Annotated in this window: 12 protein-coding genes; all 12 read right to left on the reverse strand. The window is 51.0% G+C overall.

Annotated features, from left to right (window positions below; translation table 11 throughout):
- Window position 1: 1 nt before the first annotated feature.
- The 12 genes from DESAC_RS00455 to DESAC_RS00505 all read right to left on the reverse strand — a co-directional run bounded on the left by DESAC_RS00455 (window position 2) and on the right by DESAC_RS00505 (window position 15,942).
- Window positions 2-1,411, reverse strand: coding sequence for a hypothetical protein (locus DESAC_RS00455; RefSeq protein ID WP_013705101.1), 1,410 nt, complete (start codon window positions 1,409-1,411; stop codon window positions 2-4).
- A complete protein-coding gene (locus DESAC_RS00460) occupies window positions 1,408-2,181 on the reverse strand; it encodes a CRISPR-associated endonuclease Cas3'' (protein WP_013705102.1) in 774 nt (257 codons plus the stop codon). Before DESAC_RS00460 ends, DESAC_RS00455 begins: the two co-directional genes overlap by 4 nt.
- On the reverse strand, window positions 2,166-3,971 hold the full coding sequence (cas3, locus tag DESAC_RS00465; protein WP_013705103.1) for a CRISPR-associated helicase Cas3': 1,806 nt from the start codon (window positions 3,969-3,971) through the stop codon (window positions 2,166-2,168). Before cas3 ends, DESAC_RS00460 begins: the two co-directional genes overlap by 16 nt.
- 55 nt (window positions 3,972-4,026) lie before the next feature.
- Window positions 4,027-4,317 carry a CRISPR-associated endonuclease Cas2 gene (cas2, locus tag DESAC_RS00470; protein WP_174261962.1) on the reverse strand — a complete coding sequence of 97 codons (291 nt, stop codon included), beginning with the start codon at window positions 4,315-4,317 and terminating at the stop codon, window positions 4,027-4,029.
- A 90-nt stretch (window positions 4,318-4,407) separates the two neighbouring features.
- On the reverse strand, window positions 4,408-5,412 hold the full coding sequence (gene cas1, locus DESAC_RS00475; RefSeq protein WP_237671375.1) for a CRISPR-associated endonuclease Cas1: 1,005 nt from the start codon (window positions 5,410-5,412) through the stop codon (window positions 4,408-4,410).
- A gap of 275 nt (window positions 5,413-5,687) precedes the next feature.
- Entirely contained in the window at window positions 5,688-5,780 is a 93-nt protein-coding gene (locus tag DESAC_RS16540; protein ID WP_237671367.1) for a hypothetical protein, read from the reverse strand.
- A gap of 19 nt (window positions 5,781-5,799) precedes the next feature.
- On the reverse strand, window positions 5,800-6,873 hold the full coding sequence (locus DESAC_RS00480; protein ID WP_013705106.1) for an adenylate/guanylate cyclase domain-containing protein: 1,074 nt from the start codon (window positions 6,871-6,873) through the stop codon (window positions 5,800-5,802).
- Complete coding sequence (locus DESAC_RS00485) at window positions 6,870-10,235, reverse strand: response regulator (protein ID WP_013705107.1); 3,366 nt, start codon at window positions 10,233-10,235, stop codon at window positions 6,870-6,872. The genes DESAC_RS00480 and DESAC_RS00485 overlap by 4 nt, the downstream gene beginning before the upstream one ends.
- A gap of 276 nt (window positions 10,236-10,511) precedes the next feature.
- Entirely contained in the window at window positions 10,512-11,849 is a 1,338-nt protein-coding gene (locus tag DESAC_RS00490) for a UDP-glucose dehydrogenase family protein (protein WP_013705108.1), read from the reverse strand.
- Between the two features lie 174 nt (window positions 11,850-12,023).
- Window positions 12,024-13,403: a nucleotidyltransferase family protein gene (locus DESAC_RS00495; protein ID WP_013705109.1), complete on the reverse strand. Its 1,380-nt coding sequence runs from the start codon at window positions 13,401-13,403 to the stop codon at window positions 12,024-12,026.
- Between the two features lie 47 nt (window positions 13,404-13,450).
- Complete coding sequence (locus DESAC_RS00500; RefSeq protein ID WP_013705110.1) at window positions 13,451-14,782, reverse strand: UDP-glucose dehydrogenase family protein; 1,332 nt, start codon at window positions 14,780-14,782, stop codon at window positions 13,451-13,453.
- Window positions 14,779-15,942 carry a hypothetical protein gene (locus DESAC_RS00505; RefSeq protein ID WP_013705111.1) on the reverse strand — a complete coding sequence of 388 codons (1,164 nt, stop codon included), beginning with the start codon at window positions 15,940-15,942 and terminating at the stop codon, window positions 14,779-14,781. Before DESAC_RS00505 ends, DESAC_RS00500 begins: the two co-directional genes overlap by 4 nt.
- Window positions 15,943-16,085: the final 143 nt, after the last annotated feature.

Genomic DNA, 16,085 nt, shown 5'->3' on the forward strand with positions numbered 1-16,085 from the left:
TTTAATCCTCCTTCTTGTAATAAGTAAATGCCAAAAGCGCCACGAGTGTTTGAACGGATCGAAATTGTTTTTCATTATTCACCAGTTGCAGCATCTGCTGTACTGTATTTTGCCCAGGCAAATATGGTTTATATTGTTTCTTGGGGTCAAGCACCGAACTCTGTGCTTCTCTTTGGGCGTCTAATAAGAGCTTGGCAAATTCATCCGCATCTCTGGCCTTGCGAAGATTATCAACGTAGCCAAAATTTCTTTCCCGGACAAAATATTGCAGCATATCAGCAATTTTCTTAATAACGTCAAAATTCTCTCCTTCCAGAAGTGACTTATCCATGTTGAAAATCTCCTGTGCGAATGAATCGGTTGTTTTCCGTGAGAGCAGAGCTTTTCCTTCCCTAACCCCGACATACGTTCGTGCAAAATCTAATGCTGATTTTTCATCAATATTCCTAAAAGCCCTGGCCAACAATCCCAATAGCTTGCTCCTATCCTGGGAAAAAATGCGTTCTTGAAGTAAGGCTTGAACTAAGGCGCGGTTGTAGGCATTTTTAAGAAAAGTTATTTCTTTTGGGTCTGATTTTTCTACCTGATATTCATAGCGTGGTGCATTGCCACTACTATCCAATCTCCCCACAAAGAATGAATCAACCTTATCTCTTAAAATTTCAATTAGATGCGGATATAACGATAGAAGCGCTAATAATGCCGCCGGAGCTGGGATATCTTCTATCTTCCTGGAAATATGTTTAGCAGTGGCGATATATTGGGCCATCTCTCCGCCCTTAATTATTCCTGCAAAATGGGGGAGAAAAAAGAACCTCTCCTTTTTTGAACGATCAGAGGTATTAATGGCCACATCAATTTGAAAAAAAAATGTTCCTGCTAAGCTTGATACCACACAAAATGGGCATAATGGTAAGGTAATTTGGTGAGTTACATTATCCCTTTTTGGTGGCTGTCCTAATTGTGGGCAAAAAGATACTAACGCACCTGTTATTTTATCATTCCTTGAATAATTATGACCGCAGGCAGAGGCATGCGCTCCCTTTCGTATTTCGTTTTTCTCTGTAAATATATTTTTTGGTTTACTGTTTTTATTCGCTATTTTCTTGCCAAATTTAGCGATTCCAACTGATTGGTTTTCAAGATGCAACGGACGAAATCCAGGTATTCTTAGCAATAAAGATTGGTCCGAAATTTTATTCTGACAAAGCCACCCCAAAGCCTTCATCACCTTGGCTGTAACATCCCCATCGTCATCGATTTCCACACAATACCGGTCATACAATTCCACCAGCCTGATCTTTTCCGGCTCCACCGCATTCAATGCCGCCGCGCACAGGCCCAGGGCAATCCGCATCTCAAAATCGGGCAGACCGGTGCCCGGTGTATAAAAAGTATTATTGGGATTCATGGCAGCAGGCCCCCGTCCAGAAAAACGCTGAGAAGAGATTGCTTGCACTTTTTCTCAATTTTCTCACCCTCTTCATCCTCATCCGGTTCTTGCTGCGGTCTTTGACTCGCCGCCCGCCAATCGCAAACCTTCAATATATGGTGCAATGCCAGCGCTTGCAGGCGACGCCGATGTCTGTCAATTTCCCTGGGGCAGCGGGCCCATTGGCGCAGATCCTTCGCCATATTTTCTAATGATCCAAGTGTAATCGCCTCCGTTAACTCTGGAAGCTTTTCGGTTAAACTCGAAAATCCCACTGATCTTCTAAAGGATTCTTCGGCCCCTGCCGCCCAGCGAATCCTTTCCGTACCGTACTCCACCAGCCTACGGTTGATGGCATCTTCCGCCGGATGCTCCAGGTTGCCTTGCGCCAGACCGCTATCCGTATGGTGCATCAAAATTGCCAAAGCCCCGGCATAATAGAGATCATGTTTGCTTCTCTCATTAAAATAAAGTACATACGGCGCCCCCAATGTTGCATGCGGCGGTCCTTTACTTCGTTTTTCTTTCGGTGATTTGATATAATCCTGCCACCTGGCCGATAACTTACCCACATCGTGGCAAACTATCATCATCTCTACCGTTGCCTTGACTTCATGGATCTGCGTATCAAAGAGGCGAGCCAGCGTCGGGATCATCCTTTCTTTAAAACCAGCCCAGGCCTTCAGGCAGAATTTTACGTGATCTTCATAAATTTCCCCGGGGGCACTGTAATTCAAAAGATCAAACATGATGCCGCTTCCTCGCTCTTATCAGGTTCTTCTCTCTCTTCTTTCTTTACCAACCTCAAACCGATATTCGAATCATAATAATCATTTCGATCAATAACATACGTTTGAAAAGGCTGCAGCCGCCCCTTTTCAATTTTCTCCCCGATCTTTCCTTCCGTAAAATCGTACTTTCTTAGGTTTTCTGGTTTGATCCATGCCAAGTATCGATACGATATATTAACCAAAGTACCCCGCAATTTCTCAAAATCAATCTGTTTTTCAATCTTTGTTTTCTTACCTTTTTTTGCCTTTCGGTCTATTTGCTCATCGATTATTTTCTCATTTTTCAGCAATACTTCTTCATTTACTACCGACAGAGAACAATACATTTCTCCCCTGGCCGAAAGATTCCAGGCCAATTCGTCTGCAAACAGCGTCGCCTCAAACAATTGACCCAAGGCATTGCGTGCTTCCACATCGTCAGTGTGATACTCCATCCTATTGCAAAATTCGGCGGTGGCCGTCCAGTCTATAAACAGATTCGACGGTGCGTTTTTCAAATATTCCCAGGCGATGCCAGCAAATTCTCCCTTTTTTCTACCGGCGAATTCGCTTTCATCTTCATTCTTTTTATCCACATAAGGATAGGCTATACTCCAGTCTTCCCCGATTAGTTCTTCCCGCCCCAGTGGCTTTACTATATAAACAATCCCCTCACCGCCCCATCTTGCAACCCGACCTATACGCTGCACCAGGGCATCCGCAGCCGCACATTCCGTGATCAAAATATCGCAGCTTATATCCAGTCCCACCTCACAAACCTGCGTAGATACTATAATACCTGGTTTTTGCTCATTCTTATCCTTGCCAAAAAACCGGCAGACCTCTCTTTCTTTTTTTTCGCGATCACTTACCGTAAAACGCGAATGTATGAGAGTGAGGAGGTCACGCCTGTCTTTTAAAGCTGTCACCACCCGCTGCGCTACATCAACTCGGTTAGCGACTATTAAAATTCGCTTTCCTTGATTATCGTTAAGGACCTTGTTTAGGCCCGAAGAAATCTTCTCCTCTTCAAGGAAACCCCATTCTTCCTGGTGCCACTTTACGGTTCGGTGACCCATATGATTTGGCCATTTCCCTCTAAATTCAATCCGTTCATAATCTCTAATATTTTCATTTTTTAGCAGACCAGCCTCCAAAGATTTTGGCATAGTTGCGGTCATCAAAATCGTTGGTATTCTACTAATTGTCAAAATCTCCAACAAGGCCCTCATGAGCGAATGGGTATATGGGGAATATAAATGCGCCTCATCAAAGACAACTATGGAATTGGCAATGCTCCCGGCGGGTAAATCAAAATGCCTTCCCACTCGTTTGGCCCGGGCATACCCATATAAAAATTGATCAAATGTGGTCACACAAATATCCGCAAAAAAAAGGGGATCAAGAGAACTGACCCCGTGTTCGATACCGACTACAATCTTTTTGCCAAATTTTTGTTCGATATTATTTGCGTAACTCTGAATTCTATCTCTGATCTGATTACATAAGGCCCTGGTAGGGAGAACATAAATCAGCCTCGGGGCTAATAACCATTGATTGTGTAGAACTTGCGCCAGATATGGAGCAATTACAGCTTCTGTTTTTCCGTATCCACACGGCAGCCTGACCAGTAAAGGATTCAGTGAAAAATCCCCAGCAGAAAGAAAATTAAAAATCTCTTGTTGTTCAGGCGTCGGTGCGAACCCACAAATATCAAGGAAGTGTTGTTCTAAATCCCTTCCGGGACTGCGGCCCGCATGTTGGCTCATTGCTCATATCCTCCCATCACGGGCGAGGCAAGCCTCGCCCCTACAAATAATAACTTTAGAAAAACCTCGCCAACAACTCCTCATTCACCAATTTCGGGTCAAAACCCTGGCCCAGGACCTTGATCTTCCTGAAATCCTCCTGGCAGAAAGGGAAGAGATAAACGCTGTCAATGTCTTCATCAATTAGACTTTGGCATTTCACCGCCAGTTCATCGAAGCGAGACGCTTCCAGCTTTCCTAAAAAGGCGCTCTTCTGGACCCGTTCCAGACCGTATTGTTTACAGGCCTTGGAAACCCGGCTGCGGATTTTATCGTCACTGATATCGTAAAGGATCCAGACCAACACCGGCATCTTTCCCTCAAGGCCGCCGCCAGTGGGCGAGGCATGCCTCACACTTACATAATGACGCTTTCCCTCTTCCCTCTTCCCTTTTCCCTAAATCTCTCTTATCTCCAGCCAATCCGGGCGCGGCTCCCCGGTTTCGGCCAAGAGTATATTGGCCAATCGATGGGCTTCGTGCTGGATAAGATAGCGCCGCTTGACGTTGCGCCGCCGGTAACGGACGCTCTCATCCAGGTGCTGCTGCATGGCAGCCACCACCACCGGCTTGCCTTCCTGGTTTAACGATACGGCGGTATCCTGAAAGTCGAAATAGGCATCTTTGATCTTCTTGCCGGTAAACAGATAGACCGCGGTCTGTTCGGCAAACAGGCGGAAAGGCTCGATGAGATCAAAGACCAGGGATTTTTTATTGTAGTTGTCGGTGTGCAGAAAACCCACAAAGGGATCCAGTCCTGCCAGGATGCAGGCCTTTTCCACCATGGGGTAGAGCATGCCATAGCAATAGTTGAGACAGGCGTTGAATGGGTCCAGGGCCGGGCGGCGGGATCGCCCCGGAAAGCGATATTTTTGGGGCAACACCCCGGAAAGGCACTGGAAATAGTGTCGGGCGGCCGTTCCTTCCATACCCAAGAGACGCTGACGCACCGCTTCCAGATTCTGGTCCTTGGGGTTCAGATCAGACTTACAGTTTTCGATTTCTTTAAGGGGACCGAGAAAATTATCTTCCTGGCCAGGGCGGGCGTACATTAATTTTTTTAAGAAGGTAATCTGATTGGTCAACTTCTGCCGGACCATATCCAGAACCAGTGAAAGCCCTAGGGCGTTAGGCATAGCCTCTAACTGCCGCCGTCGGATCAGGGCGGTACTGCCCATTTTGCTAAACCAGACCCGGCCCACGGGGTCGCCGTAGCCGTCCAGAAAAATGATATCGATATTGTGTTCCAGCGCCAGGACAATGGCTTGAGAGGAAATCATCGCTTGATTGGTAATAACGATGCTTTCCACTTTCAGGGGAGAGACATCCATCACCCTGTCCTGCAGTTTCAGGCGAAAACAGGCGTCTTTTTGGGTGATGAAAGAACCGGGAGTATTGATCACTAACTGCAAAGCGCCCTCTGATGAGGAGGATCAAGTTAGTCTGTATTTATGATGAGATAATATCTTATACCACAAGAGTTAATTTAAGTATACGGAAATGCGCAGGTAGATGACTGGGGGGTGCTATTTTTTACATGGCTCCAACCTGCGGCCGTCTTCAGCCAGAGATCGCGGCCATTAGCGGGCGCTAAAAATAGGCCGAATATTGCTTGCCGGAGGGCGCCCGGAGCAGCGACTCTTCGGAAGGTGAGGCCGAGCCTCAGTCTAACATTACGTTATTTGCCTACGAAGATTACTTTGTGGTCTGCCGGATTCAGCCTCAGAAAATCCGCCTTAACCACCCTCTGTTCGCCGAAGATGCTGACCAACCGTAAAAGACCGTCGTTTTCAGGTTCGATCGTCTGCCACCGGGACCGAGAAGACCTTGACAGCCCTGGTCTTGCCTTTTAGCTGCACTTCACCCTGCGGCGCAACTTCGATTTTGCCGTTCAGGCCCAGATACGTGTTTTCCTCGATCAAGATGGGCTGTCCCACTGTCTTGGTGTGAGTCTCCAGGCGGGCGGCAAGATTGACCGTATCGCCGATGCAGGTATAGGTGGCCCGATGTTGGGTGCCGACGCAGCCGGCCACGACCGCCCCAGAGGCGATGCCGATGCCGATGCGGATCTGCACCCGATTCAACCTGGCCTGTTCTTGATTGAAGCGGCGGATAAGTTCAATCATCTGCCGGGCGGCTCGCACTGCCCGTTGATGATGGTCGATAAGGGGCAGAGGCGCCCCGAAGATACACATCAGGCCGTCGCCGATCATCTGGTTGACGACGCCCCCTTCGTTGGCAATGGCTTCGAACATCAGAGAAAAATAGTCATTAAGCAGCTCGATGGTCTCTTGCGGCGTTTTGGATTCGGCAATAGTAGTGAAGGAGCGGATGTCGCTGAAAAGCACCGTGGCCTCGACCAGCCGGCCGCCGAGCGAAAAGCCTGAATTAAGCAGTTCTTCGGCCACTTCGTCGCTGGTGAACTTGCAGAACAAGGCCCGTTGTTCGTCCCGCAGCCGTTTTTTCTCCAGGCTGGCGTCTACCCGGGCCTTCAGCAGGACAGGATTGAAGGGTTTGGTGAGATAGTCTTCGGCGCCTAATTCGATGCAGCGGACGACGCTGTCGATCTCATCCACCGCCGAGATCATGATAACCGGCAGATCGCGCCAGCGGACATTAGCCGCCAGATGATCCAGTACCTGATAGCCGTTCATCTCGGGCATTTCGATGTCCAGCAGGATCAGATCGAAATCCTGTTCGGCTAACATTGCCAGGGCTTGGCGGCCATTTTCGGCAAAGGCTGCTTGGTGGCCCTGTTTTTCCAAACCCCGCGCCAGCATCAGGCGGTTCATCCGGTTATCATCCACTACCAGGATATAGCCGGAGTTTTTAGGCCCGTGCTGCGGTTTAGCGTGTTGTTTCATATCTGGATCAACTTTTCCAGAGCCTGCTGAACCCGATCGTATTCGATTGCAGCCTGGGCCACGGAGTCTTCCGCCCCGTCCAGGCGGCCTTCCTTGCCGATTATTTCGAGTTCCCGAGCCAATTCGGCCAGGGTTACGGCCCCGAAGGAGGCGCTATTGGATTTTAGACTGTGAGCCGCGCGGCGAAAGAGTTCAGCATCGTTGTCGGCCAGGGCTTGACGCAGGTTCCGCAGCAATTCGGGGGCGTCTTCTTTGAATACCGCCAGCACCTCGCCGATAAAATCGGCGCCCAGGCTGTCCCGAAAATCGGCAAATATTTTGGGATCGATCACCGCTTCCTGATCCTCTGGGGCAGGCTGGGGCTGGGTTCGGGTCAAAGCATCCACCAAAGCTTCCACCTTAATCGGTTTAGTGAGATAGTCGTCCATGCCGGCCGCCAGGCATTTTTCCCGATCGCCTTGCATGGCGTCAGCGGTCAAGGCGATGATTCGGGGGGCGGCGCGCCCGGCTTCACCCAGCTTAATACGCCGCGAGGCCTCCAATCCATCCATCTCCGGCATCTGCACGTCCATCAGCACCACGTCATAGGATTGGCGCCGGACCGCCTCCAGGGCTTCCAACCCGTTGGCCACTACGTCGGCCCGGTAGCCGAGCCGCGCCAGGAGTCGCAGGGCTACCTTCTGGTTGACGGCGTTGTCTTCGGCCAATAGGATCTTGAGCGGCAGGCGGGTTGCCAGATCGGGATCAATCTGACTCTTGACCGCTTCGTCATGCTTACGCGTCGCCGCGGGTTGAGCCGAGAAAATAGTCAACAGGGCGTCGTATAGTTGTGAAGGTTTTATGGGCTTGGTAAGTTGAAAGGCGAAAAGGGCGGCGTCTGGTCCCACTTCCCGACAGCCCAGGGAGGAGTATAATACCAACGGCAGGTTGGGGCGATGGGCGCGAATCTCTCGACCCAGCATCAACCCATTCATGTCAGGCATCTGCATGTCCAGAATCGCCAGATCAAAGGGATCGCCGCGTTTGATCCACCCGAGGGCCTCCTGGGGGCTGCGGCTATCCCGCACCAGCATGCCCCAGGATTGGCTTTGGAGGACGAGGATACGACGATTGGTGTCGTTGTCGTCTACCGCCAACAGACGCTTCCCAGCCAACTGGGGTTGCCGGTGGAGCAGTTCGTGGCGGGTAATTACCGGCATAGCCACCGGTTCAGTACGTATCAGCAGATGGAAGGTTGATCCTTTCCCCGGCACGCCTTTGCTTTCCACCCACAAACGGCCGCCCATCATTTCACTGAGACGTTTGCTGATAGCCAGTCCCAGGCCGGTACCGCCATACTTTCGGGTAGTGGAAGCATCTATCTGGCTGAAAGACTGGAACATGCGGTTCAGGCGGTCGGGGGGAATGCCGATGCCGCTATCGGCCACAGAAAACCGCAACAGCATACTACCGGGAGGGAGAGCCGCAGCGTCAGGACCGTCTTCTCCCCTCACCGTCAGAGAGATTTCCCCCTGTTCGGTGAATTTAACGGCGTTGTTGAGCAGGTTGAGCAGAATCTGCCGCAGACGCGTGACGTCGCCAGCTATCGTGGCAGGCACCTGTTTATCCACATGGTAAACGAGTTCCAGTCCTTTCTGTTGCGCCGGCGTGACTATCAGGTCCAGGGCGCTTTCCAGGCATTCCCGCAGATCGAAAGGCTGGTGTTCCAGTTCCATTTTACCGGCTTCGATCTTGGAAAAGTCGAGGATGTCGTTGATAATGGTAAGCAGGGCTTCGCCGCTGCCGCGAATGGTCTCGCAGAATTCCCGCTGTTCCTCATTGAGGGGGGTATCAAGCAGCAGATTGGTCATGCCGATAACGCCGTTCATGGGAGTGCGGATTTCATGGCTCATGGTGGCCAGAAAGGTACTCTTGGCCTCGTTGGCGGCTTCGGCGGCTGTGCGGGCCTCGCTGGCCTCGGCATAGAGTTTGGCGTTGTCCAAGGCCAGGGAGGCCAATTCTCCAAACCTCTCCAACAGGGCCTTTTCCTCATCACTAAAGGTCTGGTCCGTTTCCCGGTGGCAGGCCAGACCCAGGACCCCGGTGACCTGAGAGCCGGATTTTAGTGGGATCCCCATAATCATCCTGATGGACTGGTAATCCAATCCCGGGGTATCGGCCCGTCCTCCCCAGTCCTGGTAATTTTCGATGAGCAGGGATTGGCCGGTTTGCCAGACCTGGCCTGACAGACCCTGTCCGAGCTTCAGGCAGGCCCCGATCAATTTCTCGAAGATTCCCATTCCCACCCGGCACTCCAGGATCATTCTTTCAGGATTTACTAAGTGAATGAAGCCGTGGGGAGTGCCCAGCAACTGGCCGGCGCGGCAGATGAGGGTCTGCAACAGATCGTGCAAGTTCAGGCGATTGATAAGGCCTAGCGTAGTTTCATTCAGTGCCGCCAGATATTCCTTCTGCCGGTACAGCGCCTCCTCCATATGTTTGCGCTCGGTGTTGTCCCGGATGATCTCGATAGCGCCCGTCAGGTGGTCCGAGGAGTCGTAGAGACCCCCGGCGGTGGCGATAAGATAAGCCCCACCGGCCTTTAGTTGCGGCACGTAGGTCTCGCCACAGAGAATCTCGCCCCGCCGGCTCACCTGGGCATAACGGGATCGGAACTCCTCTTCCTTGGCAAAGACAAAATCGATGAGAATGGGCCGACGCTCCCCATAAAAAGGCAGGGCGTATTCGTAGTTTCCCTTGCCCAGGATATCTTGGGCCTGGACTCCGGTCATGGCCTCGATGGCGCGGTTCCAGGCGATAACCTTCCCTTCCCGGTCAATGACCAGGGTTGCATCCGGCAGGAAATCGATGATATCCTGAAATTGCCGCTTTGATTCCCGTACCGCCTCTTCGGCCTCCTTCCGTTCGGTGATATCGAGGAAGGCGCCGTAAACAAACTCGAAGCCGCTTTGGGAGTGGCACATGATCTGGCTGGACTCCTGAATCCATAAAACCTTGCCGCTCCGGTGCCGGATTCGGTATTCCCGAATATAAGCCTTGTCTGTCTTTAAGGCCGTTATCAACTCTTTTTGAATCCGGTCCAGATCTTCGGGCACCACAATATCGAGCCATTTTATCCTGCGGGAATCAAATTCTGCTTTGGGGTAACCGGTCAAGACCTCGATCTTGTTGTCGATGAAGTCTACCGACCAGTCCATATAGCCCTTGAAGAAAACATTCGGCAGATTTTTCAATAGGAGTAAGTAGCTTGTCTCACGCGGCGGGACGGCGGCCTCCGAAGCGGCCCGCAAACGGGTTACTTCTTGACGCAGCCGGTTTAATTCGTCGAGCATCCGGTCCTGGGTCGTAGCTTCATCCCTCATCTTAAAATACTCACTTTCAAGTTATTTCATCGGCATCTGGCCAGAGTTCTTTAAATTGTCCAGGACAGGATAGTAAGGGAGAACGCCAAGGCACGCGCCTTAAAAATATTTTCCGGGGAGGTTTGGGCAAGATACCTGTTTTTGGCAATCTAAACGAAGTAAATAATCTTTCCTGGTTCCCCGGCTCCGGCTTGGAAACGAAATAGAAAATCAGTTATGCAGGAGCCTCAAGAGACTCAATTAATTTACAATTATAAGCCTAAGGTGACAATCGACTCAGGCGGTTCTTTGTTTTTTGCCTATATAAAAGTATTCAAAGCCAAGTTGGGTAAGCTTCTGACAGTTATAGAGGTTGCGTCCATCAAAGATAACCGCTGTTCTGAGGCGCGACTTGAGGCGGTTAAAATCAGGGGTACGAAACATAGTCCAATCGGTGTTAATGATCAGGGCTGCCGCGTCGTCCACGGCTTCGTACATATCGGCGGCATAGCTTATAGCCGTATTTGACACTCCGAAAAATTCCTGGGCCGCTTTCTGGGCCTGCGGATCATAGGCCTTAAACCGCGCCCCTTTCTCCATCAGGGCGTTGATGACGGTCAAGGCCGGTGCCTCCCGGATGTCATCCGTCCAGGGCTTAAAGGACAGGCCCCAAACACCGAATACCCGTCCTCGGAGATCATCATGAAAATAAGCGCTGATCATATCGATAAACAGTCGGCGCTGGTTCTGATTAATGGCCTCAGTAGCCTCGAGCAGCCTAGGGGTATAGCCTATTGTTTTGGCCGTCTGGATCAACTCCCGGACGCCTTGGGAAAACCGCAGGCCGCCATAGCCTAGTCCAGGAAACAGAAAGAGATTGCCGATCCGGGAGTCAGAGCCGAGTCCCAGGCGGATGAGATTGATGTCGGCGCCGGTGATAGCGCAGATGTTAGCTAATTCATTCATAAAAGAAATCTTGGTGGCCAGAAAGGCGTTTGCAGAGTATTTAATCAACTCTGCTGAAACAAGGTCCATGATGATGATCGGGCGGTTGGTCCGGACGAAAGGGGCATACAACTCCTTCATCAGTTCGGCTACCCGTTCATTATCGCAGCCGATGACGATGCGGTCCGGCTTCATGAAATCTTCGATGGCAGTCCCCTGTTTAACAAACTCCGGATCTACCACAACGTCAAATTCGTACTCCACTCCCCGGACCGCCAACTCCTGAGCAATGGTTTTTTGCAGCCGGGCCGCCGTGCCAACAGGAACATTGGACTTATTGACGATGACTTTATAGCCGTTCAGATGGCGGCTGATATCCTGGGCAACGGCGAGGTAATAGGTAATATCAGATAGTTCACCTTCTCTGTATATCGGACTCAGGGTTAGGTAACAGATGAGGCTATCCTCTACAGCTTTTGAGAGATTGGTGCTAAAAAACAATCGATTGCCCTTGCAATTACGGCGGATCAGATCCTCCAGACCTGGTTCATAGACTGAAAGGCGGTAGTGATCCAGGTTGTCGATCTTCTTTTCATCGAAATCAACGCAGATGACTTCGTTCCCCATTTCGGCAAAACAGGAGGCCGTTATTAGACCTATGTATCCTGCCCCGATGACGGCTAATTTCATGAGAACCTCAGGTTATTAGGTGGCGATAAGACAAGTGAGGCGCACTGCAAGAACTATAGGCTTGATCATAAACTGATAAAATCGGTATGGAGATCATTCCTCTTGAGGAGATGTAATCCCCTGCGGTCAGAAAACCGCTTTCGGTAACATTTCTGCGCGCCGCCGTAACAGGGGCTACAAACGAGGACCCGCCGGGACCCAGTCGATGGAGACCAATTGGAGTTCGCCGTTCTCTAAGACATCGACCGTTTTTTCAAATAACCTGTCCGCCTTGGAATCGTACAGTCCCGGGGTGATTGTTCCACCAACGATGATGCACTCATCGATTACCGATCCCTGGCGGACTTCATGCCTATCCACCAACTTCCGTTCCCGAACCGAGATCTTTTCGCCCTGTTTAGTAAAATAGGCATACCGCTTCCAGAGGACGGAATTGCTGATGCACACATCCTTTTCGATAGTCCAGCCATCACCAATGATCGCATAAGGTCCAAGTTTGGCGCCACGTTCAATAATACATTCATTGCCGATAATGACCGGAGGAATTATGGTCACTTCAGCAAAATTGATGACGGTGCCGCTGCCCAGATAACCCCAGGGCAATTTCTGGTATGGCAGGTCAAGATGGATTTTGTTATCCAGCACTGATTTGTTGATAGACAGGTAATCCCGCTTGCGACCAACATCATACCATAAGCCATCATAGCGGATACCCCACAGCAGATAATCTTTCGGCGGCTTAAAGTAGGCAAGTTTTCCTAACATGGCTGGAAAAACATGCTTGCCAAAATCATAAAACGGTTCCCGGACGTTGGGGTCCGCAGCAGTACGAAAAGGATCGAGTTTCTCCAATAATTCCATTTCAATGAAATAGACGGAGGCATTATTGAGGTTGCTGGGAGAGTCTGGATCTTTTTCAATAAAGTCGATGATGGGGCCGGATTCTGATAGCGGCCCGCGGGAACGCTCAGATTTGCCGAGTATGACGGTGCCGAATTCTTTGCGTCGCTTCCAGGGAATCGGCGCCAATAACATGGTGAAAGCGGCGCCCTGGCGCTTGTGAATTTCATACATCTGCTCAAGGAGTTCAACCCCAAAATTGGTGACGATATCACCACTGGGAGCGATGACAGTGGTTCCGGAAAATGCCGCCGTGGAGCCCATTATCTCATCGGCCAGAGTCTGTTTGGCCTCGGTCCCGAGTGCCTGTTTGCACACCCCTCCCAAGGTACCGCTGGGCCGGTCCTCTTCTATGTAGTTGATATCGGCGCCGAACAGCAGACCGTCTTTGAAATGTGATCTGATGGTTTCTTGCAGAACGCATAAGTTCATGGAGACATTAGTAATACCGGCCTCGACGGCGCGTCTGACCCAGATCTCCGCCATGGGCACGGTACCTCCCAAGGGAAACATGGGCTTGGGGAGATGATGTGTCGAAATCGGATCCATCCGCCTTCCCAAACCGGCCGCCAGGATGGTGAGTTTCAACTGATCTTGCACCTGTTTGCGGACAGCCCAGGTGTTCTTTAGATAATTGTCGAGTTCAATGGGCATGGAAGGTCTCTATCGGTATGCATAAAAGTCCACGGTAACCTTCGAATTCAACCGACGAAAAAGTAAGTAAACCCCATTTCCCGCATTTTGGCCGGATCGTAAATATTACGGCCGTCAAAAACCACCGGGTTTTTCATCCGGGATTTTATCAGGTTCAGCTCCGCATTTTTGTATACCTCCCATTCCGTGTTGATAATCAAGGCTTCAGCTTTGGGCAGCGCCGCCTCCGGGAGGTCTGCATAAGTGATTCGGTCGCGGTTCGCATGCTTCCGGAAGTAAAATTGAACTTCTTTCATGGCTTCCGGGTCATGAACCGAAAGTTCCGCCCCCATCTCTAACAGACGCTCGATGATGGTTAAGGACGGGGCTTCCCGGATGTCATCGGTTTCCGGTTTAAAGGCCAGACCCCAGAGGGCCAGTTTTTTGCCTTCCAGATTATTCTGGAAGTATCGGGTTATCTCTAAAATAAACCGGTGTCGCTGGGCCTGGTTTACTATTTCGGTGGCTTCCAGAATCTTAAAGTTGTAGGCCAACGTCTGGGCGATGTAAACCAGTGCCTTGACGTCTTTCGGGAAACAGGAGCCGCCGTAGCCTAAGCCGGGATAGAGGAAGTGGGGGCCGATTCTCTTGTCAGAGCCCATACCTTTCTGGACGCTTTTTATATTGGCCCCGGTAAGGGCGCACAGATTGGCGATCTCATTAATGAACGAAATTTTGGTGGCCAGGAAGGAGTTGGCGGCATATTTGGTCATTTCGGCGGAAGGGACTTCCATGACAAAGAGCTCAAATTTTCCATCGGTCCATGGTTTGTAGAGCTCTTGCATGATACGCTCGGCTTCAGGACTTTCGACTCCCACAACGATGCGGTCCGGCCGCATGAAATCGTCAATGGCCGAGCCTTCCCGGAGAAATTCGGGGTTAGAGACCACGTCAAAAGTCAGGTTTGTCCCGCGTCGGGCCAACTCCTTGGCAATGAGCTGGCGCACCCGGGCGGCGGTGCCGACGGGAACGGTGGATTTGTCGACCACAATTTTGTATTCCTGCATGGTTTGGCCAACGCTTCGAGCCACTTCATAGACATACCGCAGGTCCGCCGAACCGTCCTCCCGGCTGGGCGTGCCCACGCAGATGAAAATAACCTGGCTCTGGGAAACCGCCTGGTTCAGGTCGGTGGTAAAAGAGAGCCGGCCGGCCGCAACGTTGAGTTTGACATAGTCTTTCAGACCGGGTTCATAAATGGGAATTTCAATTTCATTTTTACGCAAACCTTCGATCTTTTTGGAATCGATGTCCATGCAGATTACCTCATGGCCCGTCTGTGCAAAACAGGCGCCGGTGACCAGACCGACGTAGCCGACTCCAATCATGGCCAATTTCACAAATTCTCTCCCTTCGAAACATAATCTAAGCGGCGTTTCAGCCAACCGCGGCCATCTTTGGGAAGACGCTGCTGAGCTTTCAGTTGGAATACCAGGATGCCGCCGCGAGGTTCTCGAAAATACCAATAATGATTCAGGTAGCTCCCCAACCAGACATCATAGAGAGCGCAACTACCTCCGGAATCCAGCAGTCCCGCGGTTTTTATCCCTTTAGCGGCCAACTTCCGAGCCAGGTCCGGCAATGTCCCTTCCGTCTGCCACAGGATAATCTGATTATCCTGATCCAGGGCTAGAATGCTATGGTAAAAGGTGGCAAAAGGGCGATTGCCGGCCTCATGTTGCGAAATAAGCCGGGCGACTCGTTCATCCCATTGGTCAGGCCAGCCCTCATAGACATATTCAATTGCCTCATCCTCGCCTCGGCCCACCACCTGGCGCAGGTCATAATCATATCGGGCAATCTTTACGGCGGATAATGGTCTTGAGTCTTCCACCAGTGGGACTAAGGCCGCAGCCCAGACCAGACCCCGGTCCATGAGATTATCCCCGTTGCCGGCATCAAAAACCAGGTCTTGGGAGGCATCAAAGCGTAGCCAGCGGAATTCCAAGCGGCATGAAGGCTCAGAAGTCTGGGCGCTGAAATAACAGATACACCAATACGTCTTTCGGTCTAGGGGTTCACCCTGCAAAAAAAAGAGGCGCTGCAGCCGAATGGCAGATGCGGTAACTGACTTCAGATCGTCGTAGGTGCGAAGGCCGTCCCGATGGAAGCAGGGCCGCAAAAGGTTGGCCACCGTATCGCTGATAGGGACAGCGAGCATGTACGGCTCTTGTTGAAAGGTCTCGCCGTTAAAATTTTCCAGTCCCTGCCAATCGGGGAGGAGACCGGCGTTGTGCATTGCCTGCAGGTGCAGCGGAATCGGCAGTTTTGGCGGTTCCCCCTGGGCTTTTAACGGGTTATTCGGCCCAAGGGTGGACCCATTTTTAGGGTTTAACTCTCCCGGATAGGCTGGATGCCGCCGCATATAGAGGCCAGTCCGGTTGCGTTGCTCCGGATAGGCAAGCTTTAAATGCACTACGGCTAATTCCTCTGACTTAATGATTACTTCAGCTCGGCGGCCGTTTTGGCTAGCGGCGCCAATTTCCAGTTCTAGCTTCATCAGGATGCTTTCAGCAATATTGATGCCAGGAGAATGCAATCCCGGGAGTTAATTTCCTGAACCTACCAGGGGACGCTAGAGCAGTTCTCATTCGGCAATTAGTTAGCAGTTTATTGATTATTTTGAGAACAAAGTATCAATGA

It is taken from the genome of Desulfobacca acetoxidans DSM 11109 (assembly GCF_000195295.1).
Lineage (GTDB): Bacteria > Desulfobacterota > Desulfobaccia > Desulfobaccales > Desulfobaccaceae > Desulfobacca > Desulfobacca acetoxidans.

Coding starts and splice junctions, on each gene's coding strand:
- DESAC_RS00490 (WP_013705108.1), bottom strand. CDS start 11,849: ATGAAATTAGCCGTCATCGGGGCAGGATACATAGGTCTAATAACGGCC.
- DESAC_RS00495 (WP_013705109.1), bottom strand. CDS start 13,403: ATGCCCATTGAACTCGACAATTATCTAAAGAACACCTGGGCTGTCCGC.
- cas3 (WP_013705103.1), bottom strand. CDS start 3,971: ATGAGCCAACATGCGGGCCGCAGTCCCGGAAGGGATTTAGAACAACAC.
- DESAC_RS00460 (WP_013705102.1), bottom strand. CDS start 2,181: ATGTTTGATCTTTTGAATTACAGTGCCCCCGGGGAAATTTATGAAGAT.
- DESAC_RS00455 (WP_013705101.1), bottom strand. CDS start 1,411: ATGAATCCCAATAATACTTTTTATACACCGGGCACCGGTCTGCCCGAT.
- DESAC_RS00485 (WP_013705107.1), bottom strand. CDS start 10,235: ATGAGGGATGAAGCTACGACCCAGGACCGGATGCTCGACGAATTAAAC.
- DESAC_RS00505 (WP_013705111.1), bottom strand. CDS start 15,942: ATGAAGCTAGAACTGGAAATTGGCGCCGCTAGCCAAAACGGCCGCCGA.
- DESAC_RS00480 (WP_013705106.1), bottom strand. CDS start 6,873: ATGAAACAACACGCTAAACCGCAGCACGGGCCTAAAAACTCCGGCTAT.